We start from the raw sequence: 24899 nt of genomic DNA, 5'->3' as shown, positions 1-24899 counted from the left end.
TCAGCCCGCTCCTCCTCGGAAGACGGGGAGTTCGAGCGCGTCGTCGACACGCAGGAACTCCAGCTGGACGGGGAGGCCGATGCGGACCTTGTCGTAGGGGACACCGGTGATGTTGCTGACCATGCGGACGCCCTCGACGAGCTCGACCAGGGCCACCGCGTACGGAGGGTCAAAAGCGGGGAACGGCGGGTGGTGCATGACGACGTACGAGAAGACCGTGCCCGCGCCGCTCGCCTCGACGGTGTCCCAGTCGGGGGAGGAGCAGGCGTTGCAGCCGGGGAGCCAGGGGAAGCGCAGGGTGCGACAGGCGGTGCAGCGCTGGATCAGCAGCTTGTGCTCGCGGACACCGTCCCAGAAGCCCTGGTTGTCGCGGTTGACCACGGGGCGCGGGCGGCGCGGCTTCTCCGGGGCGGGCGGCGCGGGGCGGGGTTTCGCCGCCGGGGCGTACTTCAGGATGCGGAAGCGGTGCGTACCGGCGAGGGCGCCGTTCGCGTGCACGTCCATCCGGGTGGTCACGAAGTGGCCGGTGCCCAGCTTGGTCGTCTTGCGCGGGGAGACCGACTCGATCACGGCGTCGAAGGTCACCGTGTCCCCGGGGCGCAGCGGACGCAGGTACTCCTGCTCGCAGTCGGTGGCGACCACCGAGGTGCAGCCCGCGCCGTCGAGGAGCTCGAACAGCTCCTCGTAGGCGGAGGAGCGGTCGGTGTGGCCGGAGAGCCCGCCCATCGTCCAGGCCTGGAGCATGGTGGGCGGGGCGATGGCGGCGGGGCCGGTGTAGGCGGGGTTGGCGTCGCCCATCGCCTCGCACCAGTGGCGGATCATCGGCTCGTTGACCGGGTCCTTGGCCCGGCCCCCGGTGGCGGCCGGGCGGCCCTCGAAGGCCTTGAGCAGCGCGTGGAACCGGTCGTCGTCCCGCTCGGCGGCGTCGGTGTCGGCGGCTGCGCCGGATCCGTCCGCTGCGGGCGTGGGCGTGGTCATCGCTTCCTCCCCTTCATGCCGAGCCGCATCATGGCGACGATCTCCCGCTGGACCTCGCTGACCCCGCCGCCGAAGGTGTTGATCTGGGCGGCCCGGTTCATCCGCTCCAGCTCGCCGCCCGCGAAGGCCTCCGGCCCCCGCAGGAGGGCCTCCTCCCCGACCGCCTCCTGGCAGATCCGGTAGACCTCGACGGTGGACTCGGTGCCGAGGAACTTCACCCCGCTGGCGTCGCCGGGGGCCAGGGTGCCCGCTCCCACGTCCTGGACGAGGCGCCAGTTGAGGAGGCGTACGGCGGCCAGCCGGGCGTGCGCCTCGGCCAGGCGGGAACGCACCCAGGGCCGGTCGGCCGGGCGCTCCCCGGTGTCCGGGTCGGGGGTGCGGGCGTGGGCGAGGGCGGCTTCGTAGAAGTCCTCCGCCTGCATGCCGATGGCGGCGAGGGCGACGCGCTCGTGGTTGAGCTGGTTGGTGATCAGGCCCCAGCCGCCGTGTTCGGGGCCGACGAGGTTGCCCGCCGGGACCCGGATGCCGTCGTAGTAGGTGGCCGTGGTGGTGAGTCCGCCGACCGTGTCGATCGGGGTCCAGGAGAAGCCGGGGCTGTCGGTGGGGACCAGGACGATCGAGATGCCCTTGTGCTTGGGGGCCTCGGGGTCGGTGCGGCAGGCCAGCCAGATCCAGTCCGCGTTCTGGGCGTTGGAGGTGAAGATCTTCTGCCCGTCGACCACCCAGTCCCCGCCGTCGCGGACGGCCCGGGTGCGCAGGGACGCCAGGTCGGTGCCGGCCTCGGGCTCGGAGTAGCCGATGGCGAAGACGAGCTCGCCCCTGAGGATGCGGGGCAGGAAGTAGTCCTTCTGCTCCTGGGTCCCGTACTTCATGAGGGTGGGGCCGACGGTGTTGAGGGTGACCATGGAGACGGGCGCGCCGGCCCGGTAGGCCTCGTCGAAGAACACGAACTGCTCGTCCGGTCCCCGTCCTTGGCCGCCGTACTCGACGGGCCAGCCGAGGCCGAGGAGACCGTCGGCGCCGATGCGGCGCAGCAGGGCCCGCTGGGCGGCCGGGTCCTCGGGCACCCCGTCGGGCAGCAGGTTCCTGAAGTACGCGCGCAGTTCGGCACGGAGCCGCAACTGGCCTTCGGACGGGGCGAGGTGCACGGCTGGGGCCTCCCGGCGTCACATCCAACGAGTAAACCTGACTGTCCGTCAGATTGCTCGCGGATGTCAAGGTCGTCGCGAGGGCCGGCGGGACCGGGGCGCACACGAGGGCGCGCGCGAGGGCGCCCGCACTACCGGACCCCAGCCGGTCCGGTCGTACGGGCGCCCTCAGTGGTCGGTGCGACTCAGGAAGCGGCTACCACCAGGGGTGGAAGTTCACCGCGACGTTGGAGTTGGCCTGGTGGATCGCCGTGAAGGCCGAGCCGTTGACCTGCGCGGTGTTGTTCTGGTTGGACGCACCGGAGCCGGTGGCCACCTGCTGCGAGGTGGAGGAGTTGCCGTGGTTGCTGCCGCCCACACCACTGCCGATGATGCTGGCGACGCTCGCATTCGATCCGTCGTTCGCGAAGGAGCCGTTGTCGGCCGAGGCCACCCCGCCGAAGAGCGCGACGGCGAGGGGGAGGGCGGCGACGGCGGCGATGACGCGGGCGGTGCGGATGCTTGCCATTTTCTGAATCCTCCAGGAAACCGAAGTCGGGTGTTCCCCAAGGCAGTTGGCCGACCGCCTCGGTCGTTCCGTGTTGGTGACGACGTCGCGAGACCAGAGTTGCCCACCGAATCCCCGGCGAACCACCCCGCAGCCTCCTATTCCCCCGCAAGCATGACCAACACCGGATAAACCCCATTCGCGCTACCGACGCCCCAGGTCAGCGGCCTCGCACCGGTGGACCCCTTGCCGCGCAAGAGGCGAACCGTTCCGCCAAACCCGCCGGCCCCGGACATGCCGAAGTGGGCCGCGCCGTCCGGGAACCCCACCGTCTCCCGGGCCTGCGACCCTGCCCTGCCAAGCTTCACGCCCCCCGTGCGCCCCCGGCGTCCGCCGGGGCGATCCCCCTGTGCCCCACTCCCGGGGGCACTGCGCGGCGCGATCCACGGCCGTGACCGACCGGGCTCCAGCGCCTGCTCTCGTACGTCTGCCGTACGCCTCTTCCGTACGCCTCTTCCGTACGCCTCTTCCGTACGCCTCTTCCGTACGCCCGGACCTGCACCGGGCCCTACACCTGCACCTGCACCTGCACCTGCACCTGTTCCAGGCCCCGCACCCGTACTCGCCCGCACACACGCAGACGCACCGGGACCAGCACGCCACGACCCGCTAGGCGGCGAGCGCGAGCCGTCCCTGGTTGGTCACGGCGGTGCGGACGGCGTCGGAGGCCAGGGCCGCCGCGGTGGTCGAGCGTCGCACCGAGGGGGACTTGCCGTGCGCCTCGGCCCGGATGCGCTGCTTGATCGTCGGAGGCAGCGAACCGCCCCGCATCATCGCCCGCCACGTCCGCCGGGCCACGGCGACCGGCCGGCGCACCGCGGGGACCGCCGGCCCGGCGACCGGCGCGGCCGCGGCGGCCGGAGCCGCCTTCCCACCGAGGCCGAGAGCGGCCAGGAGCGCCACGAGGGCGGCGAGGACAGTGGCCCAGATCGACGTGATGCCGCTGCGGTGGGTCATGACGAGCGCCTCATTTCGCGATGTTCCGACGGATGTTCCGACGGGCGGATCTGCATACATTCGTCATGATGTGGCCGCAACCGCACCGCCCCCACGACGCGCGCCGATCTTCCGACAAACACCACTCGGACGGCCCAGAACCGATGCGGCTCATCTGACAAGCCCACGGCAGCCATCAACCAGCACAGGGCGCCTGACCTGCGGATACAGCAGGAACGACGAAGGGGCGCCCCGGATCCGGGGCGCCCCTTCTGAACAGCACGTTCGCTGACCTGGCGGTGGGTGTGGGATTTGAACCCACGGTGACTCGCGCCACGACGGTTTTCAAGACCGTTCCCTTAGGCCGCTCGGGCAACCCACCTGGCCGGTACAGAGTACCGGGATGTGGGGGTGGGTGGGGTGGGTGTTGCGGGCGGTCCGGGGAGGGGGTGGGTCAGGAGGTCTGGGCCTTGTCGTAGGCGGCCTTCGCCTCGTTGCCGAAGTACGGGCCGAACATCCGGTTCGGCAGGAAGTTGTAGCCGAAGCTGTTCACCGAGACCTGGGTGCCCAGGCCCGTCGTCTCGTTGAAGTCCTGGAACCAGGGGCCGCCGCTGGAGCCGCCCGTCATGTTGCAGGCCAGGCTGTGGTCCTTGGTCAGCAGGAAGTCCTTGCCGCTGTTGCCGCTGCAGTAGACGAGCTTGGTGCCGTCGTAGGGCGCTGCCGCGGGGAAGCCGAAGGAGTACATCTTCTTGCTGTACCCGCCGTTGAAGAGGATGCCCTGGGCGCCGACGACCTGACTGAGCTTCTGGCCGTTCTGCGGGGCGACGACGGCCAGGCCGACGTCCATGTTCATGTCCTCGCTCGCCGCCCACTGGTCGGTGGCGAAGGTCTTGGTCGCCTGCCACTGGCCGTAGGGGGCGTTGCCGTTGTCGTAGGCCGGGACGAAGACCCAGTTGGTGTGCCAGGCGCCCTGGTACTTCACGCAGTGGCCGGCGGTGATGACGGTGCTGCCGTTGGCACTGGTGACCGAGTCGCCGGAGCAGGAGGCCGTCCGGTCACCCATGGTGAAGAAGACCCGGCCCGAGGTCTTCACGACCGCCCCGCCGCCCGTCCAGGCACCGCCGGCCTGGGGGAAGGCCGTGGGGGAGGTGGGGGCCACCCGGGTGGGGGCGGCGGCCGGGGCCGGACGGACCGCGCCGGTGCGCCCGGGGGACGCCGTGACATCGAGCGGGGTGGCCGCCCGCATCCGCTCCGCCGTCCAGAAGCCCGGGGTCTGCTGCTGCCGGAACGAGGCGGGTGAGTCGGCGGGTGACTCCGCGGCCGCCGACGGGGAGGCCGCCGTCAGGGCCCCCGCGATCAGGGCTCCCGCGGCGAGGAGGACGGACGGCGCCGTGCGATGACGATTCACGCAGGACTCCTTCTGCCGTGCCCGGACCGGTGGACCCGGGCAGGGTGGGGGTGAAGAACTGTCGGTGCGGATCGGCTGTTCGCCGTGCGGGGCAGAGTCGCACGAGGGCCCGGAGATGTCAGGAGGCAGTCCGGACGTTCGGTCGGTTCCGGCCAGGAAATGGCCAACTCCCCCTGTGTCGAACCGTCATACGGTGAGCAGGACCCCGGCGTACGAGACCCCGGCCACCATCACCCACGCCCCCAGCCCCAGCAGCGCGGCCCGCCCTCCGGTCCGGGCGAGCGTCGGCAGGTGCACCGCGCTCCCCAGCCCGAACAGGGCCGCCGCCAGCAAGGCCTCCTGTGCGGTGTGCGCCCACTCCAGGGCTGCCGTCGGGAGGACGCCCGTGGCCCGCAGCCCGGCCGCCAGCAGGAATCCGGCGACGAACAGCGGCACGGGGGCCGGACGCTTCCCGGAGGAGGTGCGCACCCCGCGCCTCCGGGCACGCATCGAGAAGGCCACCGCCGCCACCAGCGGGGCCAGCAGCGCCACCCGCATCAGCTTGACCAGGACGGCCTCACCCAGCGCGCCCGGCCCCGCGGTCTGCGCGGTCGCGACCACCTGGCCGACATCGTGGACGCTCGCTCCCACCCAGCGCCCGAAGGACGGGTCGGAGAGCCCCAACGGGCCCTGGAGGAGCGGGAGTACCGCTATGGCGAGGGTTCCGCAGAGGGTCACGAGCGCCACCGAGGCGGCCACATCCTCCTCGTCACTGCCCGACACCTCGCTGACCGCGCCGATGGCCGAGGCCCCGCAGATCGAGTACCCGGTGGCGATCAGCAGGGGCTGATCACCGGGGAGCCCGAGGCGGCGGCCGAGCCAGATCGTGCCGAAGAAGGTGGCGGCCACCACCGCGCTCACCATCGCCACCGTGGCCCAGCCCAGCCGGACCACCTGGTCCAGTCCGAGCCCCAGGCCCAGCAGCACGATGCCGATCCGCATGAGCCGACGGCCCGCCAGCGACAGACCCGGGCGGGCCGGTCCGCGTACGAAGCCCCGTAGGCCGGGAAGGTGCGCCACGGCGATCCCGAGGACCACCGAGGCGGTCAGCATCGGAACGGTGGGGACCAGCAGGTGCACGCACCACGCCACCAGCGCGCCGGTGGCAGCGAGGAGCAACCCGGGCCAGGAGGTGGACGTTTCACGTGAAACATCGCCCCGGCCCACCCCTACCGGCCGGTGGACGGCACGGTTCAGGAGGGCCATCAGCCGGTCGGTTCGGGGTAGACGCGGCGGACGCTGCTGCCCAGCCGCGCCACGTCGGCTCCGTAGACGTGCAGGGAGGTCGCCGTCGTACGACAGGAGTTGCGGACCTTGTGGATGTCCCCGGGCGGGGCGAAGCCGCAGACGTCGCCCTGGGCGTTGACCACCTGCTCGGTCGGCATGAGCCGGGCCGCTGCGCCGGGCACCGTGGCGGGGGCCAGCCGGTAGCGGATCTCGCTCTCCGTGCCCTCGTGGACCCCGGCGACGCACCAGGACACGTGGTCGTGGATGGAGGTCTCCTGCCCCGGCAGCCACACCAGGGCCACCACCGAGAAGCTGCCGTCCGGCTCGGTGTGCAGGATGTGCTGCCGGTACCGGTCGGCGTGTCCCTCACGCTGTTCGGGCGTGAGCAGATCGGGCGTCCCCAGGTGCGGGGCGACGCGCTCGCCGACCAGGTAGGCGGTGAGGTCGGGGGCGAGGCCCCGGTCCACGACGCTGCGGATCTCGCTGACGAGGGCGGCCATCCTCGCGGTCGTACGGGCCGGCGTGGTGGTGGTCATGGGAGCAGCGTCCGCCCGCCCACCCATCACGTCCAACGACAGTTCTGCCCTGAAATCCCAAGCACAGCTTATGGATCGAGAGCTGCTGGAGTGGCGGCCTCAGCAGCCGATCCGGTTCGTCGCGACCCGTTTCAGCTCCTCCAGCACCACGGCCGTCGCCGGGATCCGCAGGTGGTCGCGGTAGACGTACGCGGCGATGTGGCGGCGGGCGGCGGGCTGGAGAACCCGGCCGCAGACCCTGCTGAGGGAGAGCGAGGGCAGGACGAGCGCGGGCATCATCGCCACGCCCAGCCCCTGCGCGACCAGGCTCTGAACCACCAGGTTGTCGTCGGTGGCGAAGCGGATGTCGGGCACGAAGCCCAGCTCCGCGCACTCGTGCAGCAGGTTGGCCCGGCAGCGCGGACACCCCGCGATCCACTGCTCCTCCGCGAGGTCCGCCAGGTGCACGGCCCGGCGCCGGGCCAGCGGATGGCCGGTGGGCAGCAGCACCGTCAGCTGGTCCTCCAGCAGCCTGACCTCGGTGACGTCCTCGGGGATCTCCTCGTGCAGGCCCGGGTAGGTGAAGGCCAGGGTGATGTCGCACTCGCCCCGCTGGAGCCGGCGCAGGGACTCGGGGGGCTCGCCCTCCAACAGCTCGACCTGGATGCCGGGATGTTCCTTGGCGAGCCCGCTGAGGGCTTCCGGGACGAGCGTGACATTGGCGCTGGGGAATCCGCAGACCCGTACCCGCCCGGTACGCAGCCGGGTGTACGCCTTGAGCTGGGCCTCGGCGGCCGAGAGGCTGCCGAGGATGGACTCGGCGTGCCGGGCCAGGGACTCCCCTGCCTCCGTCAGCCTCATCCTGCGGCCCACGCGGGTGAACAGCGGGGTGCCGACGGCACGTTCGAGTGCCTTCATCTGCTGGGTGATGGCGGGCTGGGTGTACCCCAGGACACGAGCGGCCGCCGAGTAGGACCCAGCGGCGACCACTTCGTGGAATGTCCGTATGTGCCGTGAATCGAACACCCCCGAAGCATAAGCAGATATTGGGAGGGGCCGTAGGCGGAATCCCGCCCACGGCCCCTCCCCATCAAGCCACCGTCGAGTGCGGCGCGTCCGCTACTTGTCGCCGACGCGCGAGCCGAGCGTGATGTCGACCGTGTTCGGCTTGCCCTCGCGCAGGTAGGTCATCTTCACCGTGTCGCCCGGCCTGTACGTCCAGATCAGGCTGATCAGGGTCGGCCCGCTGTCGACCGACCGGCCGCCGAACTCGGTGATGACGTCGCCGGGCTTGAGGCCCGCCTTGCCGGCCGGGCCGTTGGGGTCGACCAGCTCGTTCGCAGTCGCGCCCTGCTCGGAGATCTTGGCGCCGTTGACCTTCGCCTGGAGGTCGACGGAGACCGAGATCACCGGGTAGACCGGCTTGCCCGTCTTGATCAGGGACTGGGCGACGTTCTTGGCCTGGTTGATCGGGATGGCGAAGCCGAGGCCGATCGAACCGGCCTGGCCGCCGCCGAAGCCGCCGTTGCCGGCGGACTGGATGGCCGAGTTGATGCCGATGACCGCGCCGCGCCCGTCGAGGAGCGGACCGCCGGAGTTGCCCGGGTTGATCGAGGCGTCCGTCTGGAGGGCGCTCATGTACGAGTTCTTGCCGCCGGAGCCGTCACCGGAGGCCACCGGGCGGTTCTTGGCGCTGACGATGCCGGTCGTGACCGTGTTGGACAGCCCGAACGGGGCACCGATCGCGATGGTCGGGTCGCCGACGGCGACCTTGTCAGAGTCCCCGAGCGCCAGCGGCTTCAGGCCCGAGGGCGGGTTCTTCAGCTTGAGCACGGCCACGTCGTAGCCCTGGGCCCGGCCCACCACCTCGGCGTCGTACTTCTTGCCGTCGGAGAAGGTCGCGGAGAGCTTTCCGCCGTTCGCCGCGGAGGCCACCACGTGGTTGTTGGTGAGGATGTGGCCTTCCTGGTCGTAGACGAAGCCGGTGCCGGTGCCGCCCTCGCCGTCGCCCGCCGAGGCCTCGATGGTGACGACGCTGGGCAGCGCGGACGCGGCGAGGCCCGCGACGGAGCCGGCGTCGCGCTTGAGGTCCTTCGGGGTGTTGCCCGCGCTGATGGTCGTCGACCCGGAGCCGTTGTTGCTCCGCTCGGCCGCCCAGTACCCGACGCCGCCGCCGACGCCGCCCGCGAGGAGGGCCGCCACGAGGATGCCGGCGACCATGCCGCCCTTGCCCTTCCGCTTGGGCGGCGGGGTTCCGTCGGTGGTGAGGGGCACGCCCCAGCCACCGCCGTGGCCGCCGTGGCCGCCGTACGCGGGGACCGCGGGCGGGGGCGGGGGCCAACCCTCGGCGCCGTACGCCGCCGGGACCTGGCCGGGCGCGGGCGGCTGGCCGGGCGTCTGGACCTGGGTCGGGGCGTCGGCGTAGGGCTGGGCCGGGGCGGGGGCCTGCTCGTAGGCCGGGGGGCCCGCCGGGGTCGGCGGGAGCTGCTGGGTCTGGTCCGCGCCCGGCGCGGCAGCGGGGGCCGGGGGCACCGCGGGCGCCTGCGGCGGCGCGTCCTGCGGGGCGGCGGGGGCCTGGGCCGGCGCGCCCGGCGCCGGTTCGGGGGCGGATGCGGCCACCGGCACAGGAGGCGCGGACGGGGCCGCCGGGGGCGTCTGGGCCGCGGTGCCCTCGTTCTCGGTGCTCACAGCGCTCTCTCCTCGTCACACACGGCTTACACGGCTTACACGGCTTACACGGCTTACACGGTCTACAGGGCTTACACAGATGCTGGAAAACCTGGCGGTACCGGACCACCCTCGACCCGACACCGGCCCGACTAAACGTTCGACGCGCCGCACAAGTTCCAGAGCGAAGCCTTTCCCATGACCCGTCAGAGCACTGTAAGCCGGACCTGTGCGTCTCCCTCTATCCTTTATCTCCGACATATAGGGCGCATCCGCAACACTCGCCCCGACGCCCGGGGGCCCCTCGGTGGCACCATGACCGGGTGACCCACGCACTGCCGCGCCCCATCCAGGTCGTCGCCCACCGCGGCGCCTCGGAGGATGCCCCCGAGCACACCCTGGCCGCCTACCGGAAGGCCATCGAGGACGGCGCCGACGCGCTCGAATGCGATGTCCGGCTGACCGCCGACGGCCACCTGGTCCTGGTCCACGACCGCCGGGTGAACCGCACCTCGAACGGCCGCGGGGCCGTCTCCGCACTGGAGCTGGCCGATCTCGCCGCCCTCGACTTCGGCTCCTGGAAGGACCGCGAGGAGTCCCCCGACTGGGACGCGGACCCCGAGCGCACCTCCGTACTCACCCTGGAACGGCTGTTGGAACTGGTGTCCGACGCCGGCCGGCCCGTACAGCTCGCGATCGAGACGAAGCACCCCACCCGCTGGGCCGGACAGGTGGAGGAACGCCTCCTCTTCCTCCTCAAGCGCTTCGGCCTGGACGCCCCGCCCGCCGAGGGCCCACACCCCGTCCGCGTCATGAGTTTCTCGGCGCGCTCCCTGCACCGGGTCCGGGCGGCCGCGCCGACCGTCCCGACCGTGTACCTGATGCAGTTCATCTCGCCCCGGATGCGCGACGGGCGGCTCCCCGCCGGAGTCCGCATCGCCGGACCGGGCATGCGGATCGTGCGCAACCACCCCGGCTTCATCCGCAAGCTCCAGGCGGCCGGGCACTCCGTACACGTATGGACCGTGAACGAACCCGAAGATGTTCAGCTATGCGCTGATCTGGGTGTAGAAGCGATCATCACGAACAGGCCGCGCCAAGTTCTGTCACAGCTAGGGCGCTGACGTCCGGTTTTGCCCACCCGCCCCACGCACCCCACGGGTGACAGGGTGTGCTCCGGCGCATCCGCTCCGCGTTCAGTGGTCATGAATGCGTCAGAGGCCCCCGTCATGGCGGTTTCCGGTCCAGGCCATTGGGGCATCCAGACCATGGCGTGGGGCTAAGGAGGTTCCGGGGGTGACGTTGGTGATGGCACAAGAAGTGCCCACGTCGTCGTGCGTGGACGTACGCCATGGTCCTGCGGGCGTGGGCGAGGCGAGACATCGGATGCGTGAACAACTGCGCATCAGCGGCCTGTCCGAATCGGTCGTGGACGATGCCGTACTGATCCTTTCCGAACTGCTCAGCAATGCCTGCCGACACGGCCGGCCGCTGGGCTCGCGGGAAGTCGGGGACGGGGAAATACGCGCCGCGTGGCGCGTCGACAAGGCGGGGCGGCTGACGGTCGAGGTCACGGACGGGGGCGGCCCCACCCGCCCGGTCCCGGCCACACCCTCGGTCACCGCGCGCGGCGGACGGGGACTGAACATCATCAGTGCCCTCGCCCAGGACTGGGGTGTCCGGGACGGAGCGGCGGGTGAGGTCACCGTATGGGTGATCGTCGCCCGGGGGCCCCGGCACGACGATTTCGCTACGCGCGTCGCTGCCCCGGCGATCGAACTCGTATCGGCCTTCGACGACCTGGATCCGTGAACCGGATCCGTGACCTGGATCCGTGACGCGGATCCGCGACCTGGACCCCTGACCCGGGTTCCCGACAGCAGTACCGGTCATCCGCACTGGCGGCCGTCCGGGAGCGCACGCCGACCGTGCTCCCGGCCGCACCCCACCGGTTCCGGCGGTACGAACGGCTAGGCTCGCGCCCAGAGACACCGCCGTACCGCCGCAACCGGGAGACACCCACGATGGCCAAGAAGCGCCCCGCCGCGAAGACCGCGAAGCCGCAGCTCAACAACGGGGAGATCCCGGTGGTGGGCGCGCGCGAGCCCTGCCCCTGCGGTTCCGGGCGCCGCTACAAGGCCTGCCACGGCGCGGCCGCCGCGCACGCCGTCACCGAGCACGTGCGGCGCCCCTTCGAGGGCCTGCCCGGCGAGTGCGACTGGGTCGCCCTGCGCGAGCTCGTCCCAGCGGCCACCATCCCGCTGACCCTCAAGGGCGGCCTGCCCGAGGGCGTCCCCTCCGTCACGCTGGTGACCGTACTGCCCATGGCCTGGCCGGCCCTGCGCCGCGAGGACGGCTCCGTCCTGCTCGGCCTCCAGAACGAATCGACCACCGGGGACCTGGCCCGCGACATGGCCGACACCCTGGAGCGCGCGCTCGTCGCCGAGCCGGGCACTCCGGTCGCCGCCCGCCGGGTGCCCGCCGAGGGTCCCCGACTTCAGGATCTCCTGGACCTGGACGGCGTTTTCGAGCCGGTTGTGCACAGCGGCTTCGAATTCTGGATTCCGGAGGCGGAAAGCGCCCAGAACGCCTCCCCGGAGATCGCCGCCTCGCTGGAGCGGGCCAACGCGGCCGCCATCCCGACCGTCAAGCTGGCCGGCGTGGACGCGGCCTACTGGTGCGAGACCCCGGACAAGAACCACCTGCGCTGGGTCATGCCGCAGCCCGAGGAGAAGCTGCTCGACGCCCTCGCGCGGCTGCACGCGGCGGGCACCTCCTCGCTCGGCGAGGGCACGAAGCTCGTCGGCTCCTTCCGCGCCCACGGCCTGATGGTCCCCGTCTGGGACCTGCCCGTCGGGGTCTCCGCCGACGACGTGGAGAAGCCGGCCGCCGAGCTCGCGGAGCGGCTGGCCGCGGCCCTGGCCACGGACGCCCCGCTGACCACGGAGGAGCGCCGGGCGCGCGCCGGACTCACCAACCGTCAGGTGACGCTCAGCTGACGTCCCGAGGGGGCGCGGAGCCGGTGACCCGAGTCACAACTCCCGCTAATCGCCTGCAAATCGGTGTCTGAATATCAGAGATCGAATTTGCGTACCGGCGATCTCTTGTTACCGTTCTTGTAGCCCGGTCGCTGGTGCATCCCCCGTCGCCAGCGACCGGGCCCTTCCATTTACGGCGGTCCTCAACCGTCACCCGGTGCCGGTGAGTTGCTCCCGGACCGGAGCAGCAGTCGCCCTTCATCATCCGGAACTGCAAATTCCGCTACGGCCGAGTAGTCCTCCCGGGTCCCCACGGAATCCGCCCTGGGCGTCTCGCACAGCCCCGGCTCGTCCCCGGCCCCCACGGCGCAGCTGATCTGTACGGTGCGACCGGCCGGCCCCATCACCGTCAGCACCGCCTCCAACGCGCGCCCGCTGGTGTTCCGGTAGTAACTCCGGCCCCACGTCTGCCCCGCGCTCTCCAGGACGCAGGTCTGCGCCTCCAGTCCCTGGGGCGAGCTCAGTTCGGGGCCGCACCGGGAATCCGTACGGGGCGCCTGCTCCGGACCGGGCCGCGCCGGGCCGGCGGCGGGCCGCGCCCCGTCCGGCGTACGGGAGGAGTCCGAAAGGCCGAGCGAGGACAGCAACCCCCCACCCTTTCCGTCGTCCTGACCGGCGAAATCCGGCCCGGCGATCGCTCCGGCCAGGGGAAGCGACAAGATGATCAGCACACCGGCGCCGATACCGATCAGGCGGAGATTCATTCGCCGAAGATAGCGACGCGGGAAAGGGCCGCGGAGATCCCCGCGCCCAATTCCCTTGGAAACTCGTCGCGCTGGCACCCGTACGAGTGACGCGGCGGCGGCCGGGATCCCCCGGCGCCCTCCGCGCGTTCTCCCTGTGGACGCTCAGTACGCCAGCCGGCTGCCGCCGCCGGGAGCACCACTGCTGGCCTCCACCAGCGCGTCCACGACGGCCTCGACGTCCGGCAGCCAGAGGCCGCCGGGGCCGGACACGGGCTCCCGCTCCCAGCGGACCTGCCCACCGCCGGAAGCCGTCGAGGGAGGCAGCAGCAGATAGCCGCCCTCACCGTGGAAACGCAGCGAGGAGGGCACCTGGTCCTTGGCGTAGAGCAGTTCACCGAGCCGCTCCAGCGAGTACGGAGCCACCATCAGGGACCAGCGGGTGGGGGTGGCGACGATCGGGCCGAGCCGCATGCCCTGCACGTCCAGCCGTACGACGGCACGCGCGGCGGCGCCGGCCGGCAGGCTCACCGCGCACGGCGCGCCGCCACCGGTGGCCAGCAGCACCGGGGCCGTGGGCCGCCTGGCCCACCACCAGGCCACCATCCGGGGGTCGGTCGTGGCGGCGAGCAGCCCGGGGTCGAAGGGATGCGCGCCCGGCACCACGCAGTCGGGGTCGGGGCAGGCGCAGCGCGCGCTGTCCGCTCCGGCCCGGCCCACGCCCGGCAGTACGGGCCACTGCCACTGGGTCGCGCAGGTCAGCGCCCCGTCGAGGAGGGAGGGAGCCGGCTCGTCCGCGGCCGTCGCGGCGGACCGGGAGACGGAACGGGACACGGCGAGGGAGACGGCGCGCGGGAATTTGAAGCGATCGCGGAGCCGCTGGAGACGCCTTCCGAGGATCTCGCGCATGAGCGCTCGTTCCTTTCCGTTGAACGCCGAAGGGCCACATCACACCATGTAAGCGGTGTTTCACCACACGTACACGTTTCGCGTCACTGTCCGCCGGAAGCAGGTACACACGGTTCGTGCAGTTTTCTTACAGGTCCATCAAACGTCCCGCGAGGGTCTGGCGCGAGCGGTCCGCGCGACCCGCGCCGATGCCGCAGTGGCCGCCGGGACCGGCTGCCGCCGCTAAGGACGACGGCCCGCACCGGGTGGTTCCCGGAGGTGCCGGGGCTTCAACTGCCCCCGGGCGCTACCGATTACGTACCCGGACCCCTCATGACGCCCGCCCAGTCGATCGCAAAAACCGCCCGCTTCCCGCTTTTTCCGGCCAAGTTTTAGCCCAGGCTGGACAGTGAGTTGCCGTCCCACGGACACCAGGATTCCCACCTGGGCAATGCTGGACATCGATCCTCGTGTGCGTGTAGATGTGGATCCATTGATGGCGGCGCAGCACGATCTGGGGGTTTGCGATGCTATATGGCGAATCGCACCAGGTGGAAAGGCGGACGCCATGAGCGCCCCGCATCTGCCGAAAGTGGCTGGAATCGATCCAGCAGTTACAGCGTCAGCGCAAACTACCGCGCCCACGCCCTCGTCCACGTCTGCTTCCACAGCCCCTTCCGCCGGTGCGCGCACCACTCCCGCCCAGGCCGTCACGCCTGCCGCGAGCAGCGTCATCCAGGACCGGCTGGCGGGCATGGTCTCCGACCTCACCACCCTCCACGAGCTGACCGAGCGCCTCGCCCGGGCCAGTGACCTCGACTCCTCCCTCCGTGAGTTCCTGCGCGCCGGAGCCGCCCTCGTCGGCGCCCGCCGCGGCCTGGTCGTCCTGGAGCCCTCCGACGGCCTCGGCCCCAGCACCACGATCGGCCTCGGACTGGGCCGCGCCGACCTCGGCCACATCGAGACGGTGCCGCGCAGCGCCACCTCCTACGGCCGGATCCTCGACGGACTCCCCGACGCCCACGGCGGCTCCGAGGTGCTCCCCGAGCCGGGTACGGCGCCCGCGGCACCCGGCGCCGGAGGCTACGCGGCGCCCGTCGACCCGCGCCACCGCGAGGTCGCGGCCCGCCTCGGCTACGCCGCCAGCTACGCCCTGCCGCTGACCGCCGACGCCACCGGCCGGCTCGGCGCGGCCGTCTGGCTCTACGACGAACAGGCCGAGCCGAGCGAGCGCCAGCGCGACCTGGTGGGGCTCTACGTCCGGCACGCCGCCGAGCACCTGGCCCGGATGGTCGAGGTCGACCGCTCCCGGACCCGGCTCGCCACCGTCGCCGAGGAACTGCTGCCGAGCCGGCTGCCCCGGATCCCCGGGGTGCAGCTCGCGGCCCGGCACCACACCGGCCCGCGCGGCGGCGGGGACTGGTACGACGCACTGCCGCTGCCCGAGGGCGCGATGGGGCTGGCCGTCGGCTCCGTCACCGGCAGCGGCCCGAGCGCCGTCGCCGCGATGGGGCGGCTGCGGGCCTCGCTGCGCGCGTACGCCGTCATGGAAGGGGAGGACCCCGTCGCGGTCCTGTCCGACCTGGAGCTGCTGATGCGGCTGACCGAGCCCGCGCGCTCGGCCACCGCCCTCTTCGCCTACTGCGAGCCCGCCGCCCGGAAGATCATCCTGGCCGGGGCCGGGCACACCCCGCCACTGCTCATCGGCGAGCGGCGCACCGAGTACGTGGAGACCACCCTCTCCGCGCCGCTGGGGATGCTGGCCTGCTGGGAGGCGCCGAGCGTGGAGATCGAGCCCGCACCCGGAGAAACGGTGCTGCTCTACACCGACGGGCTGCTGCGGCGTACCGGTGACCCCATGGACCGGGCCTACGCCCGGCTGCACGCGGCGGCCGCGGGGGTTCCCCGTAGCGCCCGGGAGGACCCGGCGGCCATCTGCGACCACATCCTGCGGACCGTACTGCCGGACGAGGACCCCGACGCCCCCTCCACTGACCCCGACGAGGACGTGGTCCTGCTCGCGGCGCGCTTCGACTGAGCCGCTGCGGCCCGCCGCACCACCACCGCCCGGTTTGACTGGTTTGTCATTTGTCACATGTCCTGCCGGGCACCTTCCCCTCATACGTACGATGGACGAGGTCCGTACCCGGTCCCCGCATGTCGTAGCAGCTGAGGAGAAGACGTGGCTGACGAGCTCACCCCGGAGACCCCGGAAGAAGAGCAGCCCCAGAAGAAGCACAAGCAGCGCAAGAACGCGCTGTACCCGGGCGTCAGCGAGGAACTCGCGGAGAACATGCGCACCGGCTGGGCCGACACCGAGCTGCACGGCCTGGAGCCCATCGCGCAGGCCGGGCACACGGCGGACCGCCGCGCCGCCCTGTCCGCGCGCTTCCCGGGCGAGCGCCTGGTCATCGCCGCGGGCCGGCTGAAGACCCGCTCGAACGACACCGAGTACCCCTTCCGCGCCTCGACCGAGTACGCGTACCTCACGGGCGACCAGACCGAGAACGGCGTCCTGGTCCTGGAGCCCGCGGGCGCCGCCGGGCACACCGCCACGGTCTACCTGCTGCCCCGCTCCGACCGCGAGAACGGCGAGTTCTGGCTGTCCGGCCAGGGCGAGCTGTGGGTCGGCCGCCGCCACTCCCTCACCGAGGCCCAGCAGCTGCTCGGGATCCCCGCCAAGGACGTGCGCGAGCTGGCCGACGCCCTCACCGAGGCCGAGGGCCCGGTCCGCAACGTGCGCGGCCACGACGCCGTCATCGAGAAGGCCCTGACCGACAAGGTCACCGCCGAGCGCGACGAGGAACTGCGCGTCTACCTCTCCGAGGCCCGCGCCGTGAAGGACGCCTTCGAGATCGGCGAGCTGCAGAAGGCCGTCGACTCCACCGTCCGCGGCTTCGAGGACGTCGTGAAGGTCCTGGACAAGGCCGAGGCCACCTCCGAGCGCTACATCGAGGGCACCTTCTTCCTGCGCGCCCGCGTCGAGGGCAACGACATCGGCTACGGCTCCATCTGCGCCGCCGGCCCGCACGCCTGCACCCTGCACTGGGTCCGCAACGACGGCGACGTCCGCTCCGGCGACCTGCTGCTGCTCGACGCCGGTGTGGAGACCCACTCCCTCTACACCGCCGACGTCACGCGCACGCTGCCGATCAGCGGCACGTACACCGACATCCAGCGCAAGATCTACGACGCGGTCTACGAGTCCCAGGAAGCCGGCATCGCCGCCGTCCGGCCGGGGGCGAAGTTCCGCGACTTCCACGACGCCTCGCAGCACGTGCTGGCCGAGAAGCTCGTCGAGTGGGGCCTGCTGGAGGGCCCGGTCGAGCGGGTCCTGGAGCTCGGCCTCCAGCGCCGCTGGACCCTGCACGGCACCGGCCACATGCTCGGCATGGACGTCCACGACTGCGCCGCCGCGCGCACCGAGGCGTACGTCGACGGCACGCTGGAGCCGGGCATGTGCCTGACCGTCGAGCCGGGTCTGTACTTCCAGGCCGACGACCTGACCGTGCCCGAGGAGTACCGCGGCATCGGCGTCCGGATCGAGGACGACATCCTCGTCACCGAGGACGGCAACCGGAACCTGTCCGCCGGGCTGCCCCGCACCTCGGTCGAGGTCGAGGCGTGGATGGCCCGCCTCAAGGGCTGAGCCTTCGCGGCCTTCGCGGCCTTCGCGGGCTCGCGGCCCTCACGGCCTCGCGGTCCTCGAAGGTCCGAGCCGCACGCCGACGGGCGGGATCCCCTCGGAGGGGGTCCCGCCCGTCGGCGTTCCGCGGCTGCGAGGGCTACGACGCCTTCAGGAGCGCGTCGTCGCGCCACTTCAGCACCTTGTCGAAGCTGACCACCGCGCCCCGGCCGGGCCGGTTGCGGAAGCGGACGTGGTCGGCGAGCTCCGCGATCAGGTGCAGTCCCCGGCCGTGCTCGGCCAGCGAGGGTCTGTGCCGGGCCACCGTCGCGGGCGGGAACCCGGGCCCCGAGTCGGTCACCTCGATGCGGCAGCGGTTGCCGTCCAGGTAGGCCGTGACGTGGTACGCCTCGGTATCGGGACCGGGACCGCCGGGGGGAGTGGCGGCGCGGCCGCCGTGCTCCACCGCGTTGGCACACGCCTCGCTCAGCGCGACCGACAGGTCGAAGGAGATGTCCGGGTCCACCCCCGCGGTCTCCATCGTCCCGAGCAGCAGTCGCCGGGCGAGCGGCACGCTCGCGGCTTCGCGCCTCAAGTGGAGAGACCACCAGATGCTCATACGGTTACCTATTGCCGCCTACGGTGAGCCGTAAGCCCCCGACGGCCGGCACAGCCCTCATTCGGCCGATGTGGCATTCCCGGGCGGCGGTGTATGCGGGCGCGTCCGCCGAGTGCGCGCCGTGGGGCGCGTGTGGTTCGACGGACGACAGGGGTGGCGGGGTGGGGGCCGTTCAGGGGGACGCATGGGACCTTCCGGACCTGCCGTATGGGCGCCCTAAGCGCAGTGCGATGATGGCCCGGCCATGACTGCCCCCCTCACGACGCATGCCGGAGCAGGCCTGCGGATGATCCGGGCCGCGGTGTTCACCGCGGTCTGCGTCGTGCTGTCCGCGGCCGGTCACGCCGTCGCCTCGTGCGCCGCCGTGCCGTGGTGGGTACTCGGCATCGCCTTCGTCGCGGTCCTCGCGATCGCCGCTCCTCTGGCGGGGCGCAGGCGCTCGCTGCCCGGGATCGCCGTCGGCCTCACCGTCGGACAGCTCGGGCTGCACACCCTGTTCGGCCTCGGCCAGCACGGCGCCGCCGCAGCGCAGGCACCGGCCGGCGCCGCCGACACCTCACTGGCGGCGCTCGCCGCCCAGCTGGTGTGCGGGGGCAACTCGGTACCGCTCAGCCCGGCCGACGCCCGGCGGATCCTGGAGACGGCCGGACTGGACCCGGCCGCCATGGCCGCCCAGGCGGCCGAGCAGGGTCACGCGACCCACGCCCACCTGGCCGGGGCCGCCGGAGCACCCGCGACCGGACTGTTCAGCCCGGCCATGCTGCTCGGCCACCTGCTGGCCGCGCTGGCCGCCGGCTGGCTGCTGGGCCGGGGCGATGCCGCGCTGTTCCGGCTCGTCGAACTGTCCCGGCTCACCACCGAGGCCGACCCCGTACGTCCGCTGCGCGCCGCGCTGGCCCTCGTACGCGCCCTCGCGGCCGGGCTCCCGGGCGCACCCGCCCGCGGCCCCCGGGCCCGCCGGACCCCGTCGGCACCGGCCCCGGCGACCGGCAGGGACGCACTCCAGCACACGGTGATCAGGCGCGGGCCGCCCACGGCACTCGCCCTCGCGGCCTGACGCGGCACCTCACCCCCCGGACAGACGGTGGGAGCACCGGTGCCGCGACCTCCGCGCGCGCCTGCGCCCGGAGCCACCGTCACCACTGCTTCCGTGGAGTGTTCCTGTCATGAAGACCTCTCGCGTCTCCCTCGCCGCCGCCCTCGCCGCCGGCACCGTCCTCGTCCTGTCCGGTCCCGCCTTCGCCCACGTCGGCGTGCAGCCCGCCGGCGAGGCCACCAAGGGCGGGTACGCGGTCATCAACTTCAAGGTGCCCAACGAGCGGGACAACGCCTCGACGACCCAGCTCGAGGTCAACTTCCCGATCGACCAGCCGCTCACGTCCGTCATGCCGCAGGACATCCCGGGCTGGACCGTGAACGTCGAGAAGACCAAGCTCGACAAGCCGCTGACCGTGCACGGCAAGCAGATCAACGAGGCCGTCACCAAGGTGACCTGGAGCGGCGGCAAGATCGAGCCCGGCAAGTTCCAGCAGTTCCCGGTCTCCGTCGGCAAGCTCCCCGAGGCCGACCAGATGGTCTTCAAGGCCATCCAGACGTACGACAACAACGAGGTCGTGCGCTGGATCGAGGAGACCAAGCCGGGCGCGGCCGAGCCGCAGACCCCGGCCCCCGTACTGAAGCTGACCGCGGCCAAGGCCGCGGACGGCCACCACGACGCCGCGGCCAAGCCCGCCGACGAGGCGAAGAACACCGGCAAGGACGCCAAGGACGACCACCACGACGAGGCCGCCGCCAAGGGCTCCGACACGACCGCGCGTGCCCTCGGCATCGCGGGCATCGTGATCGGCCTGGGTGGCGTGGCCTTCGGTGTCGCCTCGCGCCGCCGCACCTCCTGACCCGGCCGCTCCGGCAGGCCCCGCCCTTCGGACACGTCCGCGGGTCCTGCCGTTCCATGAACGCCCGTACCATCCCCGATCCCAGGGACATCTCTTCATGCGCACCACACGTGTGACGGCCGCCGCCCTCGCGGTGGCGGCCGCCCTCGCCCTGACCGCCTGCGGCACCAAGACGGCCGGGGACACCGGCTCCGTCACCCAGATCACCGGCCAGAAGAAGGCCGGCGCGGCGACCGTCCTCGACCGCCCCTTCGACAAGCCGGAGCTCGTCCTCACGGACACCACCGGCAAGCCGTGGAACCTGCGCGAGCAGACCAAGGGCCGGCCGACGCTCATCTACTTCGGCTACACCAACTGCCCCGACGTGTGCCCCCTGACGATGAGCAACGTCGCCGTCGCCAAGAAGGCGCTCCCCAAGGAGGACCAGGACAAGCTCCGGGTCGTCTTCGTCACCACGGACCCCGAACGGGACACCCCCGACTCCCTCGGCGCGTGGCTCAAGGCCCAGGACCCGTCCTTCGTCGGACTGACCGGGGACTTCGCCACCATCCAGGCCGCCGCACGCACGCTCGGCATCGGTATCGAGGCCGCCAAGAAGGAGGCCGACGGCAGCGTCGTCTCCATGCACGGCGCGCAGGTCATCGTGTTCTCGCCCAAGACCGACGAGGGCTACGTCCTCTACGGCGAGGGCGCGACCGTCGATGACTACACCAAGGACCTGCCGAAGATCGTCAAGGGAGAAAACCCGTGAACACCCGCACCACCCGCACCCTCGCCGCCGCCCTCTCCCTGACGGCAGCGCTCGCCATATCCGGCTGCTCCTCCTCCGACGCGGACTCCGGCGCGAAGGCCGACGGGGCCGGCAAGCCGAAGATGACCGTCAGCGGCGCCTTCATGCCCGAACCGGTCAACGACAAGATGGCCGGCGCTTTCATGGTCATCAAGAACGACTCGAAGACCGCCGACAAGCTGACCGGCGTCACCAGCTCGCTCTCGGACGATCTGCAGATCCACGAGACCAAGGACCAGAAGATGCAGCAGGTCCCCTCGATGGACGTGCCCTCGAACGGCGAGCTCAAGCTGGAGCGCGGCGGCAACCACATCATGTTCATGGGTCTCAAGAGCAAGCCGAACGTCGGTGACAAGATCACCATCGAGCTGCGTTTCGAGAAGGCCGACCCGGTCAAGGTCGAGCTGGACGTCAAGGAACGGACGTACAACGCACAGAACTCCAACGCCCACTGACGGACCGAGGAACTGACACGCCATGACGGCCACCGCCCCCGCTCCTCACCCGGCCCGCGCCCACGCCACGGCATTCCTGCCGCGGTTCGCGCTGGTCCTCGCAGCCCTGCTGGCAACCCTGTTCACCGCGGCCGCCCCGGCCACGGCACACGCCGCACTCACCGCGAGCGACCCCAAGGACGGGGCGGTGGTCGCCACGGCACCCGCCCAGGTCACCCTCTCCTTCTCGGAGCAGGTCGCCATGGGCGACGACTCCATCCGCGTCATGGACCCGCAGGGCAAACGCGTCGACACCGGTGAGCTGCGGGACATGTGCAGCGGATCCACGATCCGCTACGGCACCGCCCTGCACTCCGGGCTGCCCGACGGCACCTACACCGTCGCCTGGCAGGCCGTCTCCGCCGACAGCCACCCGATCTCCGGCGCCTTCACCTTCTCCATCGGCGCCCCCTCCGCGACCCAGGTCGCCCTCCCCGACCAGCAGGCGGGCGGCGGGCCGGTCGGCATCGCGTACGGCATCGCCCGCTACGCCGCCTACGCCGGTTTCACCGTCCTCGTCGGCGGGGCCGCCTTCATCCTGCTCTGCTGGCGCCGGGGTTCGGCCCAGCGGCCGCTGCAGAAGCTGGTCGTGCGCGGCTGGGTCACCCTGACCGCCGCCACGCTGGCGATGCTGGTGCTGCGCACCCCGTACACCGGCTCCGGGAAGTTCTCCGACGTCTTCGACCTCGACGGGCTGCGGGCCGTCCTGGACACGAAGACCGGGGCCTCGTTCGTCTCGCGGCTGCTGCTCCTGGGGGCCGCCGCGTTGTTCATCGCCGTGCTCTTCGGTGCCTACGCCCGCCGGCAGAAGCCCGCCGGGGCCGAGGCTCATGGAGCGGAGGCCCCCGGGACGGAGCAGACGGCGGCGCAGGAGGCCGAGGCGCGGAAGGAGACCAACGACCTCGCATTCGGGCTCGGTATCGGCGGCACGGTCGTGGCGGGCGGCATCGCCGCCACCTGGGCGCTCTCCGAGCACGCCTCCACGGGCATCCAGCCGGGCATCGCGATGCCCGTCGACATCCTGCACCTGCTGGCCGTGGCCACCTGGCTCGGCGGGCTCGCGGCGCTGCTGGTCGCCCTCCACAAGGTCCCGGACATCGAGCGGGAGGCCGTGCAGCGCTTCTCCAAGGTCGCCTTCGTCAGCGTCCTGGTCCTCGCCGCCACCGGGATCTACCAGTCCTGGCGCCAGCTCGGCAGCTGGTCCGCCCTCACCGGCACCAGCTACGGACAGCTCCTCATCATCAAGGTCGGCCTGGTCGCCGTACTCGTCGGCGTCGCCTCTCTCTCCCGCAAGTGGACCGCCCGCCTCGCGGAGGTCCCGGCCGCAGAACGCACGGCGGAACCGGCCGGGGTGCTCGTCGGAGGCGATGTTTCACGTGAAACACCGACCGCCACGGACAGCTCCGAGCCGTCCGGCACCGCCGACGTGGGCGGCCCGTCCGGCGCGTCCGCCGCGGGCGGCACCGCTGAGGAAGCGGCCGAGGAGACCGCTGAGGAGGCCGCCGACCCGCGGCGTGCCGCCCAGCTCGCCTGGCAGCGCGCCGCCCGCGAGAAGGCGCGCGAGAAGCAGGTCCGCGACGCCGACCCGGGCCGGGCGGGGCTGCGCCGCTCCGTCCTCGCCGAGGCCGCGGTGGCCGTCGTCCTGCTGGCCGTCACCACCGTCCTGACCAGCACCGAGCCGGGCCGCGCGGCGGAGCAGGAGACCGGCCGCGGTGCGGCCACCACCGCCGTGCCCAACCGCGCCGTCAAGATCACCCTGCCCTTCGACACCGGCGGCCAGAACGGCAAGGGCAACGTCCGGCTGGAGCTCGACCCGGGCCGGGTCGGCGCCAACACCCTCCACCTGTGGGCGGACGGCCCCGACGGCAAGCCCCTCGACCTCCCCGAGGTCAAGATCTCCTTCACCCTCCCGGCCAAGGAGATCGGCCCACTGCCCGTCGTCCCCGACCGCGCCGCTCCCGGACACTGGACCGCGTCCGGGGTCCAGCTGCCGCTCGCCGGCGAATGGCGCATCGACGTGACCGTACGTACCTCCGACATCGACCAGACGACCGTCCAGAAGAACGTGAAGATCGGCTGAGCAGCGTGACCGAAAGCAGCGGGAGCAACCCCGACATCGAGATCTCCCGGCGCCGTCTGCTGGGCACCGTGGGCGCCGCCGGCGCCGTCGGGCTCGCACTGGGCGCCACGGGCGGCGCCCTCGCGCACTCCGCGATCGCGGACACCCCGGCGGGCGGGACCCCGGGCTCGGCCGGGTCGCTCAGCTCCCTCGGCGCCACCCAGGTCGCCTTCCACGGGGACCACCAGGCCGGGATCACCACCCCGCTCCAGTCCAAGGGGCACGTGCTCGCCTTCGACCTGGCTCCGGGGGCCGGCCGGACCGAGGCCGCCGCTCTGATGCGGCGCTGGTCCGAGACCGCCCGGCGGCTCATGGCGGGCGAGACCGCGCCGACGGGCGACTCCGGGATCGCCCTCGACGCCGGTCCCTCCTCCCTCACCATCACCTTCGGCTTCGGCCACTCCTTCTTCGAGCGCACCGGCCTCACCGCACGGCGCCCGACGGCCCTCGATCCGCTCCCGGACTTCTCCTCGGACCGGATCGACGCCCAGCGCAGCAACGGCGACCTGTGGGTGCAGATCGGTGCGGACGACGCGCTCGTCGCCTTCCACGCCCTGCGCGCGGTGCAGAAGGACGCGGGGGAGGCCGCCCGGGTGCGCTGGCAGATGAACGGCTTCAACCGCTCTCCCGGAGCCACCGGCACCCCCATGACCGCGCGGAACCTGATGGGCCAGGTCGACGGGACCGCGAACCCCAAGCCCAAGGAGCCCGACTTCGACAAGCGGATCTTCGTGCCGGAGGCCGGCCCGGGGCCGGCCGAGCACGCCTGGATGGGCTCGGGCTCGTACGCGGTCGTCCGGCGGATCCGGATGCTGCTCGACGACTGGGACAAGCAGTCCCTGGCCCAGCAGGAGCAGGTCATCGGCCGTACCAAGGCCACCGGAGCTCCCCTGACCGGCGGCGACGAGACCACGAAGATGGTGCTGGACAAGCTCGGCGCCGACGGCAAGCCCGTGATCCCGTCCAACGCCCACGCCCGGATCTCGGCACCGGCGCAGAACGGCGGAGCGGCGATGCTGCGACGGCCCTTCTCCTTCCACGACGGGCTCGCCCCCGACGGCACCCCCGACGCCGGGCTCCTCTTCATCTGCTGGCAGGCCGACCCGCTGCGCGGGTTCGTCCCGGTGCAGCGCAAGCTCGACCGCGGTGACGCGCTGTCCGAGTTCATCCGGCACGAGTCCAGTGGCCTGTACGCCGTCCCGGCCGGGCCGCGCGCCGGGGAGTACGTGGGACAACGGCTGCTCGAGGGGTGAACAGCCCCACGGGGGCGGGCGGCCCGGCAT

23 protein-coding genes and 1 tRNA gene are annotated in these 24899 nt (G+C 72.1%); 12 read left to right on the top strand and 12 right to left on the bottom strand.

Annotated elements, in window-relative coordinates:
* From OOK31_RS21055 to OOK31_RS21045, 3 genes are all read right to left on the bottom strand, one after another.
* Positions 1-978, bottom strand: coding sequence for a bifunctional MaoC family dehydratase N-terminal/OB-fold nucleic acid binding domain-containing protein (locus OOK31_RS21055; RefSeq protein WP_267088824.1), 978 nt, complete (start codon positions 976-978; stop codon positions 1-3).
* Positions 975-2126 carry an acyl-CoA dehydrogenase family protein gene (locus tag OOK31_RS21050; protein ID WP_267088823.1) on the bottom strand — a complete coding sequence of 384 codons (1152 nt, stop codon included), beginning with the start codon at positions 2124-2126 and terminating at the stop codon, positions 975-977. The genes OOK31_RS21055 and OOK31_RS21050 overlap by 4 nt, the downstream gene beginning before the upstream one ends.
* 196 nt (positions 2127-2322) lie before the next feature.
* A complete protein-coding gene (locus tag OOK31_RS21045; protein WP_267088822.1) occupies positions 2323-2634 on the bottom strand; it encodes a hypothetical protein in 312 nt (103 codons plus the stop codon).
* A 430-nt stretch (positions 2635-3064) separates the two neighbouring features.
* On the opposite strand from OOK31_RS21045, the gene OOK31_RS21040 reads away from it, so the two are divergent.
* Positions 3065-3286, top strand: coding sequence for a hypothetical protein (locus tag OOK31_RS21040; RefSeq protein ID WP_267088821.1), 222 nt, complete (start codon positions 3065-3067; stop codon positions 3284-3286).
* On the opposite strand, the gene OOK31_RS21035 is transcribed toward OOK31_RS21040, so the two are convergent.
* From OOK31_RS21035 to OOK31_RS21005, 7 genes are all read right to left on the bottom strand, one after another.
* Positions 3283-3630, bottom strand: coding sequence for a DUF6344 domain-containing protein (locus OOK31_RS21035; protein WP_267088820.1), 348 nt, complete (start codon positions 3628-3630; stop codon positions 3283-3285). The genes OOK31_RS21040 and OOK31_RS21035 overlap by 4 nt on opposite strands.
* A gap of 273 nt (positions 3631-3903) precedes the next feature.
* Positions 3904-3991: transfer RNA gene (locus OOK31_RS21030), tRNA-Ser, on the bottom strand.
* A 72-nt stretch (positions 3992-4063) separates the two neighbouring features.
* Positions 4064-5017, bottom strand: coding sequence for a serine protease (locus OOK31_RS21025; protein WP_267088819.1), 954 nt, complete (start codon positions 5015-5017; stop codon positions 4064-4066).
* A 186-nt stretch (positions 5018-5203) separates the two neighbouring features.
* On the bottom strand, positions 5204-6262 hold the full coding sequence (locus OOK31_RS21020) for a YeiH family protein (RefSeq protein WP_267088818.1): 1059 nt from the start codon (positions 6260-6262) through the stop codon (positions 5204-5206).
* Entirely contained in the window at positions 6262-6819 is a 558-nt protein-coding gene (locus OOK31_RS21015; protein WP_267088817.1) for a cysteine dioxygenase family protein, read from the bottom strand. Before OOK31_RS21015 ends, OOK31_RS21020 begins: the two co-directional genes overlap by 1 nt.
* Before the next feature lie 99 nt (positions 6820-6918).
* A complete protein-coding gene (locus tag OOK31_RS21010; RefSeq protein ID WP_267088816.1) occupies positions 6919-7824 on the bottom strand; it encodes a LysR family transcriptional regulator in 906 nt (301 codons plus the stop codon).
* A gap of 93 nt (positions 7825-7917) precedes the next feature.
* On the bottom strand, positions 7918-9486 hold the full coding sequence (locus OOK31_RS21005) for a S1C family serine protease (protein ID WP_267088815.1): 1569 nt from the start codon (positions 9484-9486) through the stop codon (positions 7918-7920).
* Positions 9487-9788: 302 nt separating this feature from the next.
* Here OOK31_RS21005 and OOK31_RS21000 point away from each other — a divergent pair, with 302 nt between their 5' ends.
* The 3 genes from OOK31_RS21000 (at position 9789) to OOK31_RS20990 (ending at position 12464) form a co-directional block, all read left to right on the top strand.
* Positions 9789-10589 (top strand): glycerophosphodiester phosphodiesterase, encoded by an 801-nt coding sequence (locus tag OOK31_RS21000; RefSeq protein ID WP_267088814.1) that lies wholly within the window; start codon positions 9789-9791, stop codon positions 10587-10589.
* Positions 10590-10674: 85 nt separating this feature from the next.
* Positions 10675-11277 carry an ATP-binding protein gene (locus OOK31_RS20995; protein WP_267088813.1) on the top strand — a complete coding sequence of 201 codons (603 nt, stop codon included), beginning with the start codon at positions 10675-10677 and terminating at the stop codon, positions 11275-11277.
* Positions 11278-11489: 212 nt separating this feature from the next.
* On the top strand, positions 11490-12464 hold the full coding sequence (locus OOK31_RS20990; protein ID WP_267088812.1) for a DUF5926 family protein: 975 nt from the start codon (positions 11490-11492) through the stop codon (positions 12462-12464).
* An 887-nt stretch (positions 12465-13351) separates the two neighbouring features.
* On the opposite strand, the gene OOK31_RS20980 is transcribed toward OOK31_RS20990, so the two are convergent.
* Positions 13352-14095: a bifunctional DNA primase/polymerase gene (locus OOK31_RS20980; protein ID WP_267088810.1), complete on the bottom strand. Its 744-nt coding sequence runs from the start codon at positions 14093-14095 to the stop codon at positions 13352-13354.
* A 430-nt stretch (positions 14096-14525) separates the two neighbouring features.
* Here OOK31_RS20980 and OOK31_RS20975 point away from each other — a divergent pair, with 430 nt between their 5' ends.
* Together OOK31_RS20975 and OOK31_RS20970 are read left to right on the top strand one after the other, a co-directional pair.
* On the top strand, positions 14526-16112 hold the full coding sequence (locus OOK31_RS20975) for a PP2C family protein-serine/threonine phosphatase (protein ID WP_267088809.1): 1587 nt from the start codon (positions 14526-14528) through the stop codon (positions 16110-16112).
* Between the two features lie 144 nt (positions 16113-16256).
* The gene (locus OOK31_RS20970; protein WP_267088808.1) at positions 16257-17723 is read left to right on the top strand and encodes an aminopeptidase P family protein; all 1467 of its coding nucleotides are present in this window, start codon (positions 16257-16259) and stop codon (positions 17721-17723) included.
* A gap of 136 nt (positions 17724-17859) precedes the next feature.
* Here the strand turns inward: OOK31_RS20970 and OOK31_RS20965 are convergent, their stop codons facing one another.
* Positions 17860-18318: an ATP-binding protein gene (locus tag OOK31_RS20965; protein WP_267088807.1), complete on the bottom strand. Its 459-nt coding sequence runs from the start codon at positions 18316-18318 to the stop codon at positions 17860-17862.
* A gap of 244 nt (positions 18319-18562) precedes the next feature.
* Between OOK31_RS20965 and OOK31_RS20960 the strand changes: the two genes are divergently transcribed.
* The 6 genes from OOK31_RS20960 to efeB all read left to right on the top strand — a co-directional run bounded on the left by OOK31_RS20960 (position 18563) and on the right by efeB (position 24869).
* Positions 18563-19375 carry a hypothetical protein gene (locus OOK31_RS20960; protein ID WP_267088806.1) on the top strand — a complete coding sequence of 271 codons (813 nt, stop codon included), beginning with the start codon at positions 18563-18565 and terminating at the stop codon, positions 19373-19375.
* A 109-nt stretch (positions 19376-19484) separates the two neighbouring features.
* On the top strand, positions 19485-20213 hold the full coding sequence (locus OOK31_RS20955) for a YcnI family protein (RefSeq protein WP_267088805.1): 729 nt from the start codon (positions 19485-19487) through the stop codon (positions 20211-20213).
* A gap of 97 nt (positions 20214-20310) precedes the next feature.
* The gene (locus OOK31_RS20950) at positions 20311-20964 is read left to right on the top strand and encodes an SCO family protein (protein WP_267088804.1); all 654 of its coding nucleotides are present in this window, start codon (positions 20311-20313) and stop codon (positions 20962-20964) included.
* The gene (locus OOK31_RS20945; RefSeq protein WP_267088803.1) at positions 20961-21458 is read left to right on the top strand and encodes a copper chaperone PCu(A)C; all 498 of its coding nucleotides are present in this window, start codon (positions 20961-20963) and stop codon (positions 21456-21458) included. The genes OOK31_RS20950 and OOK31_RS20945 overlap by 4 nt, the downstream gene beginning before the upstream one ends.
* A gap of 22 nt (positions 21459-21480) precedes the next feature.
* Positions 21481-23577 (top strand): copper resistance protein CopC, encoded by a 2097-nt coding sequence (locus OOK31_RS20940; protein WP_267088802.1) that lies wholly within the window; start codon positions 21481-21483, stop codon positions 23575-23577.
* A 5-nt stretch (positions 23578-23582) separates the two neighbouring features.
* A complete protein-coding gene (gene efeB, locus OOK31_RS20935; protein WP_267088801.1) occupies positions 23583-24869 on the top strand; it encodes an iron uptake transporter deferrochelatase/peroxidase subunit in 1287 nt (428 codons plus the stop codon).
* Positions 24870-24899: the final 30 nt, after the last annotated feature.

It is taken from the genome of Streptomyces sp. NBC_00249 (assembly GCF_026342355.1).
GTDB lineage: Bacteria > Actinomycetota > Actinomycetes > Streptomycetales > Streptomycetaceae > Streptomyces.
The sequence above is the reverse complement of the archived record's forward strand: the minus strand, read 5'-3'. Positions and strand labels throughout refer to the sequence as shown.